Below are 17,083 nucleotides of genomic sequence, written 5' to 3' on the forward strand. Positions count from 1 at the left end.
CAACTAAATGGGTGCAGTGCACTTTGATTTATCATCAGGTGGGGCTTTTCTCTGTCTGTCTCCCGCTAAACGCCTGAGACAAACAGTCTCAAGCACCCGCCAGCATTCTACCGTAAATATCTGACCAGACTACGTTGGCATATTCCTAAAATATTTTTCCTGAAGCTATATATTGATCTAAAATATTACTTAGAGAATTATTAATGGTTCGCTTATTTATAGTTTACGCATAAAAAAACCTGCTCTGAGGCAGGTTTTTTTTATTATTAGCGATACGCTTACTGCAACAGGGAAATATCCGCTACCTGCAGGAACAGATCGCGCAATTTGGACAATAGCGTCAAACGGTTCACGCGCACGTTCTGGTCTTCGGCGTTGACCATCACGTTCTCGAAGAATTCATCAACCGGCTCGCGCAGGGACGCCAGCTCGATCAGCGCATCCTGGTAACGCCCTTCGGCGAAGTACGGCTGCAGCTTATCGCGCAGCACGACTAAATTGCCTGCCAGTTTGATTTCAGCCGCTTCTTTCAATACGGAGGCGTGAACGATATCGTTCAGCGTAACGTCCGATTTCGCCAGAATATTGGAAACGCGCTTGTTCGCCGCCGCCAGCGCGGAGGACTCTTCGAGGGTACGGAAGTGCGAAACTGCCTTCATGCGCGCATCGAAGTCTGCCGGACGGGTCGGACGACGCGCCAGTACCGCCTGAATGGTATCGACGGTGTAGCCTTCGTCCTGATACCAGGCGCGGAAGCGTCCCAGCATGAAGTCGATAACATCATCGACTACGTTGCCGTTCGTCAGCTTATCGCCGTACAGGCGCACCGCTTCTTCGGTGAGAGTCTGCAGATCCAGATTGAGGTTCTTCTCAACAATGATGCGCAGCACGCCCAGCGCGGCGCGGCGCAGCGCGAACGGGTCTTTGTCGCCTTTAGGGTGCTGACCAATCCCGAAGATACCCGCCAGAGTATCCATCTTGTCGGCAATCGCCAGCGCGCAGGCTACCGGATTTGACGGCAGGGCGTCACCGGCAAAGCGCGGCTGATACTGCTCATTCAGGGCAACCGCCACATCTTCCGCTTCGCCATCATGGCGCGCGTAGTGCATCCCCATCACGCCCTGAGTATCGGTGAATTCGAAGACCATGTTGGTCATCAGATCGCACTTGGACAGCAGGCCCGCGCGGGTTGCGTGGTTAACGTCTGCGCCAATCTGCCCGGCGATCCAGCCGGCCAGCGCCTGAATGCGATCGGTCTTGTCGCGCAGCGTACCCAGCTGCTGCTGGAACAGCACGGTTTGCAGACGCGGCAGATTATCTTCAAGACGTTTTTTACGGTCGGTATTGAAGAAGAACTCAGCATCCGCCAGACGCGGACGCACGACTTTCTCGTTACCGGAAATAATCTGGGTCGGATCTTTCGACTCGATGTTGGCCACGAAGATAAAGTTCGGCAGCAGCTTGCCCGCGTTGTCGTAAACCGGGAAGTACTTCTGGTCGCCCTTCATGGTGTAAACCAGCGCTTCGGCAGGTACCGCAAGGAATTTCTCTTCGAACTTCGCGGTCAACACCACCGGCCATTCCACCAGGGAAGTGACTTCTTCCAGCAGGCTTTCGCTCAGATCGGCGTTGCCGCCAATTTTGCGCGCCGCTTCTTCGGCATCGGCTTTGATTTTGGCTTTACGCTCAGCGTAATCCGCAATTACTTTACCGCGCTCACGCAGGATTTCTGGGTATTGATCGGCAGAATCGATGGTGAATTCCGCTTCACCCATAAAGCGATGACCGCGAATAATCCGGTCGGACTGTACGCCCAGAATCGTTGCCGGGATCACTTTGTCGCCCAGCAGCAGGGTCACGGTGTGAACCGGGCGCACGAAGTGCACGTCAGACGCGCCCCAGCGCATCAGTTTCGGGATCGGCAGCTTCGCCAGCGAGGTGGCGATCATGTTCGGCAGCAGCGCTTCGGTGCTCTCGCCTTTCACGTGGGCACGATACAGCAGCCATTCGCCTTTATCGGTCGCCAGACGTTCAGCCTGATCGACGGTAATACCGCAGCCGCGCGCCCAGCCTTCAGCCGCTTTGCTCGGTTTCCCTTCTGCGTCAAACGCCTGGGCAATCGCCGGGCCGCGTTTTTCGACTTCACGGTCTGCTTGCGCAGCCGCCAGATTCGCCACTTTCAGCGCCAGACGGCGCGGCGCGGCGAACCATTCAACTTTACCATGCGCGAGGCCGGCGTTATCCAGCTCCGCGGTCACGTTCGCAGCGAAGGATTCAGCCAGGCTGCGCAGGGCTTTTGGTGGCAGCTCTTCAGTGCCGATTTCCACCAGGAAAGTTTTCTCAGACATGGCCGCCTCTTATTTATTCTTGTTGCACATCGGGAAGCCAAGGGCTTCACGGGAAGCATAGTAAGCTTCAGCCACTGCTTTGGTCAGGGTGCGAATGCGCAGAATATAGCGCTGACGCTCGGTGACGGAGATGGCTTTACGCGCGTCCAGCAGGTTAAAGCTATGGGCGGCTTTCAGAATGCGTTCGTAAGCAGGTAGCGGCAGCGGGTTTTCCAGCGCCAGCAGCTGCTGGGCTTCTTTCTCATACTGCTCGAAGCAGGAGAACAGGAAGTCCACGTCGGCGTATTCGAAGTTGTAGGTGGATTGCTCCACTTCGTTCTGATGGAACACGTCGCCGTAGGTAGTTTTACCCAGCGGGCCATCGCTCCAGACCAGATCGTAAACGCTGTCGACACCCTGGATATACATCGCCAGGCGCTCCAGACCGTAGGTGATCTCGCCGGTTACCGGCTTACACTCCAGGCCGCCAACCTGCTGGAAGTAGGTGAACTGCGTGACTTCCATACCGTTCAGCCACACTTCCCAACCCAGACCCCAAGCGCCCAGCGTCGGGTTTTCCCAGTTGTCTTCGACGAAGCGAATGTCGTGGATGGTCGGATCCATACCCAGCTCTTTCAGAGACCCAAGGTACAGCTCCTGGATATTATCCGGAGAGGGTTTTATCACCACCTGGAACTGATAGTAGTGCTGTAAACGGTTCGGGTTTTCACCGTAGCGACCATCGGTCGGACGGCGGGAAGGCTGCACGTAGGCGGTTGCCATCGGCTCTGGGCCCAATGCGCGTAAGCAGGTCATTGGGTGAGAAGTGCCTGCGCCGACTTCCATGTCCAGTGGTTGAACAATGGTGCAGCCCTGGCGAGCCCAGTAATCCTGTAAGGTCAGGATCAGGCCCTGGAAGGTCCTGGTATCAAACTTTTGCATATGATTTCGTGCTGGATACGTGTGGATTTAAAGGAAGGAGCCAGTATACCCGCTGGCTGCGAGATATACAGTATGAAACGGGATTGTTTAGGGAAAATTGCGGAAATAAGCGCCACCGCGGGCGCATTTAGCGCATGGAAAGATGCAAAAACTGCCCCTCCGGATCAAAAGAACAGATAAAGCGTTCATTCCGCGCAGTCTTGCCCGAAAGCTCGTAGCTCCCCCGGAATTGCTCGAAATGGCTGACGTCAATCTGACGCGCGCCTGTACTGTAACGTACGGCGGCATTATCCTTGCACAACTGCGCCATATTGAGGGTCGCCTGCGGCGTTATCCGCGCTTTTTGCGCCTTCTGCGCTGGCTGAGGCGGCGGTGCGCTACAGCCCGCAAGCATGCACAGCAGCAGTCCAGAAAACGCATATTTCATCACCATTTTTTCTCGACCGCCTTGTTAGTAAATTGTTATCGTGCAGGTTACGTTAAATAACCGGCTCATTGTGCGAATTGGACCACACCTCGACAAGTCTATGACGAAAAACTCGGATTATTCCACTGCGATACAAGCGGATAAGGGCAGTCAGACCCTGTCTGAGAAGGAGAAACAGAGGTACTGATGCAGGAAAAAATACACTGGATTACCCATTTGCGCGGTATTGCCTGCCTGATGGTCGTCATGATTCATAGCACCGCCTGGTATATCACGCACCCGCACACCATCAGCCTGCTGACGTGGGATGTTGCCAATATCCTCAACTCCGCGTCTCGCGTCAGCGTGCCGCTGTTTTTCATGATTTCAGGCTATCTGTTTTTCGGCGAGCGCAGCGCTCAGCCCCGGCATTTTTTGCGCATCGCGCTGTGCATCCTCTTTTACAGCGCGCTGTCGCTGCTCTATATCACCCTGTTTACCCACATCAACGTTGAGCTATCGCTGAAGAATTTGCTGCAAAAACCGGTGTTCTATCATCTGTGGTTCTTCTTCGCTATCGTTGTCATTTACCTGCTTTCGCCGCTGGTTCAGGTCAAACCGGTGAGCGGCAAGATGCTGCTAGCGCTGATGGCGATCGTCGGGCTTTTGGCGAACCCTAATATGGTGACGGTGAAAGCGGGAGGAGTCGAGTGGCTGCCGGTCAATCTCTATATCAACGGGGATACGTTTTACTATGTGATGTACGGCGTGTTAGGGCGGGCAATCGGCATGATGAATAGTGATAAAAAATGGCTGACTGCGCTCTGCGCTGGCCTATTCATCGCGGGAGTATGGGTCATATCACGCGGCACGCTGCACGAACTGCGCTGGCGCGGCGACTTTGGCGATACCTGGTATTTATACTGCGGCCCCGCGGTTTTTGTCTGCGCGATAGCGCTTCTGACGCTGGTAAAAAATACGCTGACCAGGCGTGAGTTGCCGCTTATTGCGCTGATTGCACGCCATTCGTTAGGGATTTACGGCTTTCATGCGCTGATTATCCACGCGCTCCGCGCCAGCGGACTGGCGCTGTCCCGCTGGCCATTATTGGATATTGTCTGGATATTCAGCGCTGCGCTGCTGGGAAGTTTATTGCTCTCGATGCTGGTTCAGCGCTTTGATGTCCGCCGCTTTGTCAGTTAAGGCCGTTCTGAGGAATCTTTCTGCGCCATCTGTGCGGCCAGCGCTTTATGAGGCATCGCGGAAACGCCGTATAAGCACACAAACCAGGCCGCCACGTAGATGATCTTCTCATCCCATCCGGCGGGTACGAACCAGGCGCCGACCATCAGTAAACCGACCGACAGCAGGAGCACAAGGCGACATAGCGAAGCAAAACCATCGTCTGGCGCCTTCTCCCGCATCGTGCGTTGATGCGCTAAAATCGCGAACATGCCCATCACCAGAACGCCGAGGAAATAGCCCTTGCCGCTAAATAACGGACAGGTGCGCCAGATCCCCAGCAGATAAACCAGTGCCCCAAGGGACATCAATAGCTTAGGAATAATATTATTTTTCATGAAGCCTCCCTGGCATAAGACAGGCCCCATTGTGTACTGCCAGAACGTGATTATCCGCACTTTTCACATCTGAAACGACAAATTCGGAATATATCAATACACTCGATAACTAGATGTTTTTAAAAACATTCATTAGATGAATTCGCCCCATGAACAGGGGCGAATGTTTCAGGACATCAACGGTAAAAGCTGCTGATAAATCTGGCGGAAAGTTTCCCGACGGGGGGCGTAACGCGCAAAGCGCTCGGCATCCGGAAGATGAGCCTGTTCCAGCGGGAGCTGCGGGAGCAGATCGGAAAACGCGACATTTCGATGCAGCGCCAGCTGCGCCAGCCGCGCCGCGCCAAGCGCCGGTCCGACATCGCCGCCGGTGCGGAAATCAAGCTGCTGGCCGCTAATATCCGCCAGCATTTGCCGCCAGTAGGCGCTGCGCGCGCCGCCGCCAATCAGCGTGACGCTCTCCGGTTTGACGCCGCAGGCGTGAACCACATCCATGCCGTCCGCCAGGGCATAACCGACTCCCTCCAGCACCGCCCGCGCCAGCTCCGCCGGACCGTGTTGATGAGTCAGGCCGAAAAAGACGCCTTTCGCCTGCGGATTGTTGTGCGGCGTGCGTTCACCCGAGAGGTAAGGCAAAAACCAGACCGGATCGGCATCGTCGTTCGCCGCTTCCGCCGCCGCAATTAGCGCCGGAACCGTGCCGAGGCCGGTTAAGGTCGCCGCCCAATCGAGGCAGGAAGCCGCGCTCAGCATGACCGACATCAGATGCCAGCGCCCGGGCAACGCGTGGCAGAAGCTGTGAACGGCGCTTTCCGGTTTGCTAAGAAAGCCGTCGCTGACGGCAAAGTAGACGCCTGAGGTCCCCAGCGACAGCATCGCCTGGCCCGCATCCGCCATACCCACGCCAACCGCTCCCGCCGCGTTGTCGCCGCCGCCGGCCACCACCAATACTTCCGGCATATTCCACGCTTGCGCGACGGCCGGGCGCAGCGAGCCCGTTACTTCGCAGCCTTCGAAAAGCGCGGGCATGTTATCGCGGCTCAACCCACAGGCGGCGAGCATTTCATCGCTCCAGTCGCGGCGCGCCACGTCCATCCACATCGTTCCGGCGGCATCGGACATATCGCTGGCAAATTCGCCAGTCATACGCAAACGTAAATAATCTTTTGGCAGCAGAACCTTATCGACTTGCCTAAAAATCTCGGGCTCGTGACGTTGCACCCACAGCAGCTTCGGCGCGGTAAATCCCGGCATCATCAGATTGCCGGTGATCTGTCGTGAACGGCTGACTTTCTCTTCCAGCAGCGCGCACTCCTCGCCGCAGCGGCCATCATTCCACAAGATCGCCGGGCGCAGGACGCGCTGTTGCTTATCGAGCAGCGTCGCGCCGTGCATCTGACCCGCAATGCCTAACGCTTTAACCGCGCGCAAAGAGTGCTGCGCCCCCAGCGCTTTCATCGCGCCGTCCGTCGCCAGCCACCAGTGCTCAGGGTCTTGTTCAGACCATAAAGGGTGCGGACGCGACACGTTGAGCTTTTCGGTGTGCGAAGCCACGACCTCCCCCTGCTCGTTGAGCAGAATAGCCTTAACGCCCGAGGTGCCCAGATCAATCCCGATATACATACGGCCTCTCCTTACTGACGGGAATAAAGCATCGGTTAAACCCATGCCCGGACCCGCCGGGCATTTTCGCCATCATCAGCGATCAAAGAGGTAGCGGTTAACCACGTTTTCAAGCAGTTCCTGATGGCCGCTCTGGTGCTGCGGCGCCAGGTTATGCTGAGTGGCATACTGGGCGATGTCCGCCAGGTTCATCTGGCCTTTAAGGATCTGCTGACCCAGCTCGCCGTTCCAGCCGGCATAGCGTTTGGCAACGCGTTTATCCAGCTCGCCGCCTTCAATCATACGGGCAGCAACTTTCAGCGCCAGCGCCATGGTGTCCATCGCGCCGATGTGGCCGTAGAACAGGTCGTATTTGTCGGTGCTCTGACGACGCACTTTAGCATCAAAGTTCAGGCCGCCGGTGGTGAAGCCGCCCGCTTTAAGGATTTCGTACATCACCAGCGCGTTCTCTTCAACGCTGTTCGGGAACTGGTCGGTATCCCAGCCCAGCTGCGGGTCGCCGCGGTTAGCGTCAACGGAACCAAACAGGCCGAGGGCGATGGCGGTAGCAATTTCGTGGTGGAACGTGTGGCCAGCCAGCGTCGCATGGTTCGCTTCGATGTTCAGCTTAATCTCTTTTTCCAGGCCGAACTGTTTCAGGAAGCCGTAGACGGTAGACGCGTCGTAATCGTACTGATGCTTGGTGGGCTCCTGCGGTTTCGGTTCAATCAGCAGCGTACCCTGGAAGCCGATTTTATGTTTATGCTCAACGACCAGCTGCATAAAGCGGCCAATCTGCTCGCGTTCCTGACGCAGGTCGGTGTTCAGCAGGGTTTCATAGCCTTCGCGACCGCCCCACAGGACGTAGTTTTCACCGCCCAGTTTGTGGGTCGCATCCATCGCGGTCACCACCTGGGTCGCCGCCCAGCTGAACACTTCCGGATCCGGGTTGGTTGCCGCACCGGCGCCGTAACGCGGGTTCGTAAAGCAATTTGCCGTGCCCCACAGCAGCTTGACGCCGCTTTGCTGCTGTTTTTCCGCCAGCACATCAACCATTTGCGCGAAGTTATTGGCATACTCTTTCAGCGATGCCCCTTCAGGAGAAACGTCAACGTCGTGGAAGCAGTAGTACGGTACGTTCAGTTTGTGGAAAAACTCAAAAGCGACATCGGCTTTACGTTTCGCCATTTCCATTGCTTCACCCGGCTGCTGCCACGGGCGGTTAAAGGAGCCCACGCCGAACATATCGGCACCGTTCCAGCAGAAGGTGTGCCAGTAGCAGGCCGCAAAGCGTAAATGGTCTTCCATCCGTTTGCCCAGCACCAGCTCATCCGGGTTGTAATGACGGAAAGCCAGTGGGTTAGCGGATTTCGGGCCTTCATAACGAACGCGATCGAGCTGATCAAAATAGGTCTGCATAATGAACTCCATATTCAGGGATGCGGCGAGTAATAAGTCATAAGCCAATATAGAATTCTCTTTTTAGTTTCCTCAATTACGTTATTTCACACCGTGATTGAGAGAATCCACAAACGTGCGCCAGGTCGCAAAAATAATACGTCAGCGGCCCCATTCCGCCGCTTCCGCCACGAGAGATCAATGAAATACGGTGATAACTTATTATTAAAGTACGATCGCGGTCATAAATTAACAAATAAACAAAATTTCATAACGGCAAAATAAGCATAGATAATTGCCAGCGCTCCTTTCCGCGTTAAAAATCTGCCAGGTATCAGGCCGTTTATTTTTATCGTTCGTCTTATCCTGCACTTTACAAAAAAGGTGTTATTATTATGAAGATAAAGAACCTTTGCCTAACGCTCTGCGCTTCACTCCTCCTCACCAGCCTGTCGGGCATTGCTAAAGAAGTTAAAATTGGCATGGCGATTGACGACCTGCGTCTGGAACGCTGGCAAAAAGATCGCGATATTTTTGTCAACAAAGCTGAATCATTAGGTGCAAAAGTATTCGTCCAGTCAGCCAATGGCAACGAAGAAACGCAAATGTCGCAAATCGAAAATATGATCAACCGCGGCGTCGACGTTCTGGTGATTATTCCCTATAACGGCCAGGTGCTGAGCAATGTCATAAAAGAGGCCAAACAGGAGGGAATTAAAGTTCTCGCCTACGATCGTCTTATCAATAACGCCGACATTGATTTTTATATTTCATTTAATAATGAAAAAGTGGGTGAAATGCAGGCGCAAAGTCTGGTCGATAAAGTGCCTCAGGGTAACTATTTCTTGATGGGCGGCTCGCCGGTAGACAATAACGCCAAGCTTTTCCGCGCCGGACAAATGAAAGTCCTCAAGCCTTATGTTGATGAAGGGAAAATTAAAATCGTCGGCGATCAATGGGTCGACGGATGGTTACCGGAAAATGCGTTGAAAATTATGGAAAATGCCCTGACCGCCAACAACAACAAAATTGATGCGGTCGTCGCCTCCAACGACGCCACCGCCGGCGGCGCCATCCAGGCATTAAGCGCCCAGGGACTCGCAGGCAAAGTCGCCATATCAGGACAGGATGCCGACCTCGCCGGCGTGAAGCGCATTATCGCCGGCACCCAAACGATGACCGTCTATAAACCTATCACCACCCTTGCCACCACCGCGGCTGAAATCGCCGTCGAACTGGGCAACGACAGGCAGCCGCAGGCCGACTCCACGCTCAACAACGGGCTGAAAGATGTCCCGTCACGGCTGCTGACCCCCATTGAGGTCAATAAAGACAACATTGACCAGACGGTGATCAAGGACGGTTTCCACAAAAAAAGCGAGCTGTAATCTCTGACGCCCTCTTCCGGGGGCGTTGCCCCATCCAGCCGGATATCGCTTATGCGGAGCCTCTATGTCCTGGTTACTCGAAATGAAAAACATAACTAAAACCTTCGGTACGGTGAAGGCGATTGATAATGTCAGTCTGCGGCTTAACGCCGGGGAAGTCGTCTCGCTGTGCGGAGAAAACGGCTCCGGGAAATCCACGCTCATGAAGGTGCTGTGCGGAATATATCCGCACGGTAGCTATGAGGGGGAAATTATTTTTTCCGGGGAAACTTTGCAGCCGGGCCATATTCGCGATACCGAGCGCAAAGGTATCGCCATCATTCATCAGGAGCTGGCGCTGGTAAAACATCTGACCGTGCTGGAGAACATTTTTCTCGGCGCGGAGATCTCCCGCCACGGTCTGCTGGATTATGAAACCATGACTTTGCGCTGCGAGAAGCTGCTGGCCCAGGTCAATTTAGCCATATCACCCGACACCCGCGTCGGCGATTTAGGCCTTGGTCAGCAGCAGCTGGTTGAAATAGCAAAAGCGCTGAACAAGCAGGTGCGGTTGTTAATTCTCGACGAACCCACCGCCTCATTAACGGAACAAGAGACGGCAATTCTGCTGAATATTATTCGCGATTTGCAAAATCACGGTATTGCCTGCATTTACATTTCCCACAAGCTCAATGAAGTCAAAGCCATCTCCGACACCATCTGCGTGATCCGCGATGGGCAGCATATCGGCACCCGCAACGCTGACGGCATGAGCGAAGATGACATTATCACCATGATGGTCGGCCGCGAGCTTACCGCCCTCTACCCGAGCGAAGCCCACAGCTGCGGCGATGAAATCCTGCGGGTGGAGAACCTGACGGCCTGGCATCCGGTGAATCGCCACATTAAGCGCGTCAATGACGTCTCCTTCTCGCTGCGGCGCGGCGAAATTCTGGGGATTGCCGGGCTGGTCGGCGCGGGCCGAACCGAAGCGGTGCAGTGTCTGTTCGGCGTCTGGCCGGGCCGCTGGCAGGGAAAAATCTTTATTGATGGTCAACCGGTGACGATTCACACCTGCCAGCAGGCTATCGCCCAGGGCATTGCCATGGTGCCGGAAGACAGAAAGAAAGACGGCATCGTGCCGGTTATGGCGGTGGGTAAAAACATCACCCTCGCCGCGTTAAACCAGTTTACCGGTCCGCTGAGCAGCCTTGACGATGCCGGAGAGCAGCTCTGTATTCAGCAATCCATCCAGCGTTTGAAGATCAAAACCTCGTCGCCGGAGCTGGCGATCGGTCGTCTGAGCGGCGGCAATCAGCAAAAGGCGATCCTCGCCCGCTGCCTGTTGCTGAACCCGCGCATTCTGATACTCGATGAGCCGACTCGCGGCATCGATATCGGCGCCAAGTACGAAATCTACAAGTTGATTAATCAGCTGGTGCAGCAGGGGATCGCCGTCATTGTTATTTCATCCGAGCTGCCCGAAGTGCTTGGCCTAAGCGACCGTGTGTTGGTGATGCATGAGGGCAAACTGAAGGCTAATTTGATCAACCAGGGCCTGACCCAGGAACAGGTAATGGAAGCCGCACTGAGGAGCGAACGCCATGTCGAAGAACACGTCGTCTGAAATGAAACTCACCCCGCCTGCCGCCGGCGCGCTGTCAGGGCTGAAGGGGATGAACCTCCAGGTATTCGTGATGATCGCCGCTATCGTGGCCATTATGCTGTTTTTCACCTGGACCACCGAAGGCGCCTATCTGAGCGCGCGTAATATCTCCAACCTGCTGCGCCAGACCGCTATCACCGGCATTCTCGCGGTCGGCATGGTGTTTGTGATTATTTCCGCCGAAATCGATCTCTCCGTGGGCTCAATGATGGGCCTGCTCGGCGGCGCGGCGGCGATTTTTGACGTCTGGCTCGGTTGGCCGCTACCGCTGACGATTGTGGTTACCCTGGTCCTGGGTCTGCTGCTGGGGGCCTGGAACGGTTTGTGGGTTGCCTATCGTAAGGTCCCCTCGTTTATCGTGACGCTCGCCGGGATGCTGGCATTTCGCGGTATTCTGATAGGCATCACCAACGGCACCACCGTTTCTCCCACCAGTCCGGCGATGTCGCAAATCGGCCAGAGCTATCTGCCTGATGGTATTGGCTTTGGCATCGGCGTGCTGGGTATGGCGGCGTTTATTATCTGGCAGTGGCGCGGCCGTATGCGACGCCAGGCTCTTGGCCTCTCCACGCCCGCCTCCGCCTCAACCGTCGGCCGCCAGACGATCACCGCCGTTATCGTGCTGGGTGCCATCTGGCTGTTAAACGACTATCGCGGCGTCCCGACGCCGGTACTGATTCTCACCGCGCTGCTGCTGGCGGGCATGTTTATGGCCACCCGTACCGCGTTCGGGCGGCGCATCTACGCCATCGGCGGCAATCTGGAGGCCGCGCGTTTATCCGGTATCAGCGTGGAGCGCACCAAGCTGGCGGTGTTCGCCATTAACGGCCTGATGGTGGCGATCGCCGGGTTGATTCTCAGCTCGCGCCTGGGCGCCGGTTCCCCTTCCGCCGGCAACATCGCCGAACTGGACGCCATCGCCGCCTGCGTGATCGGCGGTACCAGCCTGGCCGGCGGCATCGGCAGCGTCGCGGGCGCGGTCATGGGCGCTTTCATCATGTCCGCGCTGGATAACGGCATGAGCATGATGGATGTCGCCACCTTCTGGCAGTACATCGTCAAAGGGGTCATTTTATTGCTCGCGGTGTGGATGGATTCAGCCACTAAACGTCGGAACTGAGGACAATGAAAAAAAATGCCCGAATTATTTGCGCTACAGCCAAACTTAGGCACAAGTAACTTGAAATAATCCGGGCATTGGCCGGTATTGTATGGCCTGCAAGAGAGACCAGGAACAACACTATGTTTGAAAAGCGTCACCGTATTACGCTGTTATTCAACGCCAACAAGGCCTATGACCGTCAGGTCGTTGAGGGCGTTGGCGAATATCTCCAGGCATCGCAATTGGAATGGGATATCTTCATTGAGGAAGATTTTCGGGCGCGGATTGAAAACATTAAGGAGTGGTTAGGCGACGGCGTCATTGCTGATTATGACGATCCGGAAATTGAAAATCTGCTGATCGACGTCAATGTGCCGATTGTCGGCGTTGGCGGCTCCTTCCACCGGCCGGAATGCTATCCGCCGGTTCACTATATCGCCACCGACAACGCCGCACTGGTCGAGAGCGCCTTTCTGCACCTCAAAGAAAAAGGCATCAACCGCTTCGCCTTTTACGGCCTGCCCGCTTCCAGCTGTAAGGGCTGGGCCGCCGAGCGCGAACACGCGTTTTGCCAGCTGGTCGCCAGAGAGAAATATCGCGGCGTGGTCTATCAGGGTCTAGAGACGGCGCCCGAAAACTGGCAGCATGCGCAAAATCGCCTCGCCGACTGGCTGCAAACCCTGCCGCCGCAAACCGGCATCATCGCCGTTACCGACGCCCGCGCCCGCCACGTATTACAGGCCTGCGAGCGCCTGCATATTCCGGTACCGGAAAAGCTGTGCGTTATTGGCATAGATAACGAAGAGCTTACTCGCTACCTGTCGCGCGTGGCGCTGTCTTCCGTTGCGCAGGGCACACGCCAGATGGGCTATCAGGCGGCAAAGCTGCTGCATCGCCTGCTGGAGAATGAAGAGCTACCGCTTCAGCGCCAGCTTATCCCGCCGATGCGCGTGGTTGAGCGCCGCTCCACCGACTACCGCTCGCTCACCGATCCCTCGGTTATTCAGGCGATGCACTATATTCGTAACCACGCCTGTAAAGGGATTAAGGTAGAGCAGGTGCTGGACGCCGTCGGCATTTCCCGCTCGAATCTGGAAAAGCGCTTCAAAGAAGAAGTGGGCGAGACCATTCATACGGTGATCCACAGCGAAAAACTGGAAAAAGCCCGTAGCCTGCTGGTATCGACCACCCTTTCGATTAACGAAATCTCGCAGATGTGCGGCTATCCCTCGCTGCAGTATTTCTACTCGGTGTTTAAGAAAGAGTACGACGTGACGCCGAAGGAGTACCGCGACCGGCACAGCGAAGTGATGATGTAGCGCGCAAAGAAAAATGCCCGGGCTTACGCGCCGGGCATTAATGGTGACATGCAAGAGCAATTACATGTGTGCGGCTATCAACCGCTGGTTATCCTGATACATCGCGAAGAGATAGTTGTTATAGCTTGACCCTTTGGTCGAATAGCCCTTCAGCTTATGAATCATCGTGCTGGCGGTCACTTCCTGATCGGCTTTACGCAGCTGCGCACGCGATTTACGGAACGACGAGTAGGCCGGATGCGTATTCAGATTTCTGACATAGGCCTGAACGGACTCTTCCACCGAATCAAACTGGGAGTAGCCCTTCACCGCGCCGCGGCAGTTTCCACCGCCACACTTCATACCAAACAGATTGTTGTTCACCCGCGCCAGCTTTGACGTTCCCCAGCCGCTTTCCGCCGCTGCCATGGTAGCGACCATGCTATTCGGGATAATGTCGACGCGCTCAAGCAGCGAGTTCCATGGAATATGGCGAGTATTGCCGGACCACTTCACTTTATAGCGAGAGGCGATCTCTTTCAGCCGCGTACGCTCGCTCGGCGACCAGCGCGCATCGTACTGCTTGGAAACAAGCCAGTTACGATCGGCGGTAATCACCTGATTCTGTTTCGTAATATAAGGCATTACCGTCCGGAGAAACGCTTTTTTCCTTGGTGTCCCGGAAGGGTATTTTCGCAAATCAGGAAGTGAACTGCTCTTTACACTATTGCGAGAATACTCTTGTTTACTGCTTACCTTGCTTACTTTAACGGTACTTTTCTTCTTAACGATTGGGGCTTTATGACTCGTTGTTGCTGTGTGTGTTGTTGCCAGCACACTACCTGAAAATATGCAGGTAAGTAACATGAGTATCGCGGCCCCATATCGTCGAATGGGAGTCGATATCATTAGGTCTCCTGGTCGGATGCAATCATTCCAACGCCTTGTTTTTCACAAAAAATCGATAGTTGAATCGCGAATAGTATCAAAAATACCCAGATGACGCACCCACAGAAATAGTCCAATTCCGAAAAGCTGTCATCTGAAATCGGTTTCCGCCTCCTGACAACAGTACAAAAATGCGACTACCCTCTCATTTTTTGCTCATTTTTTGAACGCGATCACTCACCCTTTTCCATCCTCCCTGGAAAAGCGCCGCTGGGATGAGTTCATGGGACTACTGGACGCGCAAACTGAACAAAAAACCGCACACAGGACTCCGGAATGAAACTCGCTGCGCTTGCGTCGCTGCTGGTGCCTGGGATGGCCTTCGCCGCCTGGACTACCGCAGATTTCCCCGCCTTTACCGAAGAAGGCACCGGCAGATTTATCAGTCAAAACGAGGTAGCAAAGGGTACGCGCCCTCTGCGGATTACGTTTGACCAACAGTGCTGGCAGCCTGCCGGCGCGATCAAGCTCAACCAGATGCTCTCTATGGAGCCTTGCCGCGATCCGGCGCCGCAGTGGCGCGTCTTCCGCGATGGCCGCTATACCCTGGAAGTCGATACCCGTTCAGGTACGCCAACCCTGATGGTCTCTCTGGAAGAGAAACAGACCTCCACCGCCGCCGCGCCGCAGATCAAGCAGTGCCCGAAATGGGATGGCAAGCCGCTCACCATTGACGTCAGCAAATCCTTTGCCGAAGGCAGTCAAGTTCGCGACTTCTACAGCGGCAATATCGCGACCGTCAGCGGCGGTAAAATTACCCTCCAGCCGGCGTTTAATAGCAATGGTCTGCTGCTGCTTGAACGCGCGGATACGGAAGCCGCCGCGCCGTTCAACTGGCATAACGCCACCGTCTATTTCGTCCTGACCGATCGCTTTGTCAACGGCAACCCGGCCAACGACAATAGCTATGGTCGCCATAAAGACGGCATGCAGGAAATTGGCACCTTCCACGGCGGCGATCTCCAGGGCCTGACCAGCAAACTGGATTACCTCCAGCAGCTCGGCGTTAACGCGCTATGGATCAGTTCGCCGCTGGAACAAATCCACGGCTGGGTCGGCGGCGGTACGAAAGGCGATTTCCCGCATTACGCCTATCACGGCTATTACATCCAGGACTGGACGAAGCTGGATGCCAATATGGGGACGGAAGACGATCTGCGCCGCCTCGTCGATGAGGCCCACAAGCGTGGGATCCGCATTCTGTTCGACGTGGTGATGAACCACACCGGCTACGCGACCCTGGCCGATATGCAGGAGTTTCAGTTTGGCTCGCTGTACATCCAGGGGGATGAACTGAAAAAGACCCTCGGAGAGCGCTGGACAGACTGGAAGCCCCGCGCGGGACAAAGCTGGCACAGCTTTAACGATTACATCAACTTTAGCGATAAAGCCGGATGGGAGAAATGGTGGGGTAAAAAATGGATCCGCACCGATATCGGCGACTACGACAACCCCGGCTTTGACGACCTGACCATGTCGCTGGCCTTCCTGCCGGATCTTAAAACCGAATCCACGGAGCCATCGGGCCTGCCGAACTTCTATCGCCATAAGCCGGATACCGCGGCCAAAGCGATCCCAGGCTACACGCCGCGCGATTATCTGACCCACTGGCTGAGCCAATGGGTACGCGACTACGGCATCGACGGCTTCCGCGTCGATACCGCCAAGCACGTCGAGCAGGCGGCCTGGCTGCAGTTAAAAACTCAGGCCACCGAAGCGCTAGCAGAATGGAAGAAAGCGAACCCGGACAAAGCGCTGGATAACGCGCCGTTCTGGATGACCGGCGAAGCCTGGGGCCACGGCGTGATGCAGAGCGACTACTATCGCCACGGCTTTGACGCCATGCTGAACTTTGATTATCAGGATCAGGCGGCAAAAGCGACAAGCTGCCTGGCGAATATCGACCTGACCTGGCAACATATGGCGGATAAGCTTCAGGATTTCAACGTGTTAAGCTACCTCTCCTCGCATGATACCAGCCTGTTCCGCGAAGGCGGCAGCACGGCGGCGGAACTGCTGCTGCTCGCGCCCGGCGCAGTGCAGATCTTCTACGGCGATGAATCCTCACGGCCGTTCGGCCCGACAGGTTCCGATCCGCTTCAGGGTACGCGTTCAGATATGAACTGGCAGGACGTCAGCGGCAAAGCCGCGCGCAGCGTGACCCACTGGGAGAAATTGGGCCAGTTCCGCGCCCGTCACCCGGCGATCGGCATGGGTAAACAAACCACGCTATCGATGGCGAAAGGCTACGGCTTTATTCGCGAGAACGGCGATGACAAAGTGATGGTGGTATGGGCAGGTCAGCAGTAGCTTTCTGACCCACGGCTCCCCAGGCGTCCGGGGAGCCTTTTCAGGATAAACATCCAAAAATGTTTTCTCTCACAGAATAAAAACAAAATATCTTCCTGATACCTCGATTTGCACCCTGTCTGCGCTGGCGTTATGGT

The 17,083-nt window shown here is 55.5% G+C and carries 13 protein-coding genes; 6 read left to right on the top strand and 7 right to left on the bottom strand.

What is annotated here, in order from left to right; all coding sequences use genetic code 11:
* Positions 1 to 278: 278 nt before the first annotated feature.
* From glyS to KOSB73_RS29565, 3 genes are all read right to left on the bottom strand, one after another.
* Positions 279 to 2,348, bottom strand: a complete 2,070-nt coding sequence (glyS, locus tag KOSB73_RS29555) for a glycine--tRNA ligase subunit beta (RefSeq protein WP_024359752.1) — start codon at positions 2,346 to 2,348, stop codon at positions 279 to 281.
* A gap of 9 nt (positions 2,349 to 2,357) precedes the next feature.
* A complete protein-coding gene (gene glyQ / locus KOSB73_RS29560) occupies positions 2,358 to 3,269 on the bottom strand; it encodes a glycine--tRNA ligase subunit alpha (RefSeq protein ID WP_004126458.1) in 912 nt (303 codons plus the stop codon).
* Between the two features lie 127 nt (positions 3,270 to 3,396).
* Positions 3,397 to 3,702 (bottom strand): YsaB family lipoprotein, encoded by a 306-nt coding sequence (locus KOSB73_RS29565; RefSeq protein WP_032711095.1) that lies wholly within the window; start codon positions 3,700 to 3,702, stop codon positions 3,397 to 3,399.
* A gap of 180 nt (positions 3,703 to 3,882) precedes the next feature.
* On the opposite strand from KOSB73_RS29565, the gene KOSB73_RS29570 reads away from it, so the two are divergent.
* Positions 3,883 to 4,878, top strand: coding sequence for an acyltransferase (locus tag KOSB73_RS29570; protein WP_049130418.1), 996 nt, complete (start codon positions 3,883 to 3,885; stop codon positions 4,876 to 4,878).
* On the opposite strand, the gene yiaB is transcribed toward KOSB73_RS29570, so the two are convergent.
* The 3 genes from yiaB to xylA all read right to left on the bottom strand — a co-directional run bounded on the left by yiaB (position 4,875) and on the right by xylA (position 8,276).
* The gene (gene yiaB / locus KOSB73_RS29575) at positions 4,875 to 5,255 is read right to left on the bottom strand and encodes an inner membrane protein YiaB (protein ID WP_004137807.1); all 381 of its coding nucleotides are present in this window, start codon (positions 5,253 to 5,255) and stop codon (positions 4,875 to 4,877) included. The genes KOSB73_RS29570 and yiaB overlap by 4 nt on opposite strands.
* A 168-nt stretch (positions 5,256 to 5,423) precedes the next feature.
* Positions 5,424 to 6,878 (bottom strand): xylulokinase, encoded by a 1,455-nt coding sequence (gene xylB, locus KOSB73_RS29580; protein ID WP_064343313.1) that lies wholly within the window; start codon positions 6,876 to 6,878, stop codon positions 5,424 to 5,426.
* A 75-nt stretch (positions 6,879 to 6,953) separates the two neighbouring features.
* Positions 6,954 to 8,276 (bottom strand): xylose isomerase, encoded by a 1,323-nt coding sequence (gene xylA / locus KOSB73_RS29585; protein ID WP_004137805.1) that lies wholly within the window; start codon positions 8,274 to 8,276, stop codon positions 6,954 to 6,956.
* 374 nt (positions 8,277 to 8,650) lie between these two features.
* Between xylA and xylF the strand changes: the two genes are divergently transcribed.
* The 4 genes from xylF to xylR all read left to right on the top strand — a co-directional run bounded on the left by xylF (position 8,651) and on the right by xylR (position 13,709).
* On the top strand, positions 8,651 to 9,643 hold the full coding sequence (xylF, locus tag KOSB73_RS29595; protein WP_024359748.1) for a D-xylose ABC transporter substrate-binding protein: 993 nt from the start codon (positions 8,651 to 8,653) through the stop codon (positions 9,641 to 9,643).
* A 64-nt stretch (positions 9,644 to 9,707) separates the two neighbouring features.
* Positions 9,708 to 11,249, top strand: coding sequence for a xylose ABC transporter ATP-binding protein (locus KOSB73_RS29600; protein WP_064343314.1), 1,542 nt, complete (start codon positions 9,708 to 9,710; stop codon positions 11,247 to 11,249).
* A complete protein-coding gene (gene xylH, locus KOSB73_RS29605; RefSeq protein WP_049086992.1) occupies positions 11,227 to 12,408 on the top strand; it encodes a xylose ABC transporter permease XylH in 1,182 nt (393 codons plus the stop codon). Before KOSB73_RS29600 ends, xylH begins: the two co-directional genes overlap by 23 nt.
* Before the next feature lie 122 nt (positions 12,409 to 12,530).
* Entirely contained in the window at positions 12,531 to 13,709 is a 1,179-nt protein-coding gene (xylR, locus tag KOSB73_RS29610) for a D-xylose utilization transcriptional activator XylR (protein WP_004126484.1), read from the top strand.
* Positions 13,710 to 13,769: 60 nt separating this feature from the next.
* Here the strand turns inward: xylR and KOSB73_RS29615 are convergent, their stop codons facing one another.
* Positions 13,770 to 14,597: a protein bax gene (locus tag KOSB73_RS29615; RefSeq protein WP_071530269.1), complete on the bottom strand. Its 828-nt coding sequence runs from the start codon at positions 14,595 to 14,597 to the stop codon at positions 13,770 to 13,772.
* A 315-nt stretch (positions 14,598 to 14,912) separates the two neighbouring features.
* Here KOSB73_RS29615 and KOSB73_RS29625 point away from each other — a divergent pair, with 315 nt between their 5' ends.
* The gene (locus KOSB73_RS29625) at positions 14,913 to 16,946 is read left to right on the top strand and encodes an alpha-amylase (protein WP_004137801.1); all 2,034 of its coding nucleotides are present in this window, start codon (positions 14,913 to 14,915) and stop codon (positions 16,944 to 16,946) included.
* The last annotated feature ends 137 nt before the right edge of the window (positions 16,947 to 17,083 follow it).

The organism is Klebsiella grimontii (assembly GCF_900200035.1).
GTDB lineage: Bacteria > Pseudomonadota > Gammaproteobacteria > Enterobacterales > Enterobacteriaceae > Klebsiella > Klebsiella grimontii.

Bases quoted from the DNA above. Each gene is read 5' to 3' on its own strand.
- KOSB73_RS29565 (WP_032711095.1), bottom strand. From the start codon at position 3,702: ATGGTGATGAAATATGCGTTTTCTGGACTGCTGCTGTGCATGCTTGCG.
- glyQ (WP_004126458.1), bottom strand. From the start codon at position 3,269: ATGCAAAAGTTTGATACCAGGACCTTCCAGGGCCTGATCCTGACCTTA.
- xylF (WP_024359748.1), top strand. From the start codon at position 8,651: ATGAAGATAAAGAACCTTTGCCTAACGCTCTGCGCTTCACTCCTCCTC.
- glyS (WP_024359752.1), bottom strand. From the start codon at position 2,348: ATGTCTGAGAAAACTTTCCTGGTGGAAATCGGCACTGAAGAGCTGCCA.
- KOSB73_RS29625 (WP_004137801.1), top strand. From the start codon at position 14,913: ATGAAACTCGCTGCGCTTGCGTCGCTGCTGGTGCCTGGGATGGCCTTC.
- xylR (WP_004126484.1), top strand. From the start codon at position 12,531: ATGTTTGAAAAGCGTCACCGTATTACGCTGTTATTCAACGCCAACAAG.
- KOSB73_RS29600 (WP_064343314.1), top strand. From the start codon at position 9,708: ATGTCCTGGTTACTCGAAATGAAAAACATAACTAAAACCTTCGGTACG.
- xylA (WP_004137805.1), bottom strand. From the start codon at position 8,276: ATGCAGACCTATTTTGATCAGCTCGATCGCGTTCGTTATGAAGGCCCG.
- KOSB73_RS29570 (WP_049130418.1), top strand. From the start codon at position 3,883: ATGCAGGAAAAAATACACTGGATTACCCATTTGCGCGGTATTGCCTGC.
- xylB (WP_064343313.1), bottom strand. From the start codon at position 6,878: ATGTATATCGGGATTGATCTGGGCACCTCGGGCGTTAAGGCTATTCTG.
- yiaB (WP_004137807.1), bottom strand. From the start codon at position 5,255: ATGAAAAATAATATTATTCCTAAGCTATTGATGTCCCTTGGGGCACTG.
- KOSB73_RS29615 (WP_071530269.1), bottom strand. From the start codon at position 14,597: ATGATATCGACTCCCATTCGACGATATGGGGCCGCGATACTCATGTTA.
- xylH (WP_049086992.1), top strand. From the start codon at position 11,227: ATGTCGAAGAACACGTCGTCTGAAATGAAACTCACCCCGCCTGCCGCC.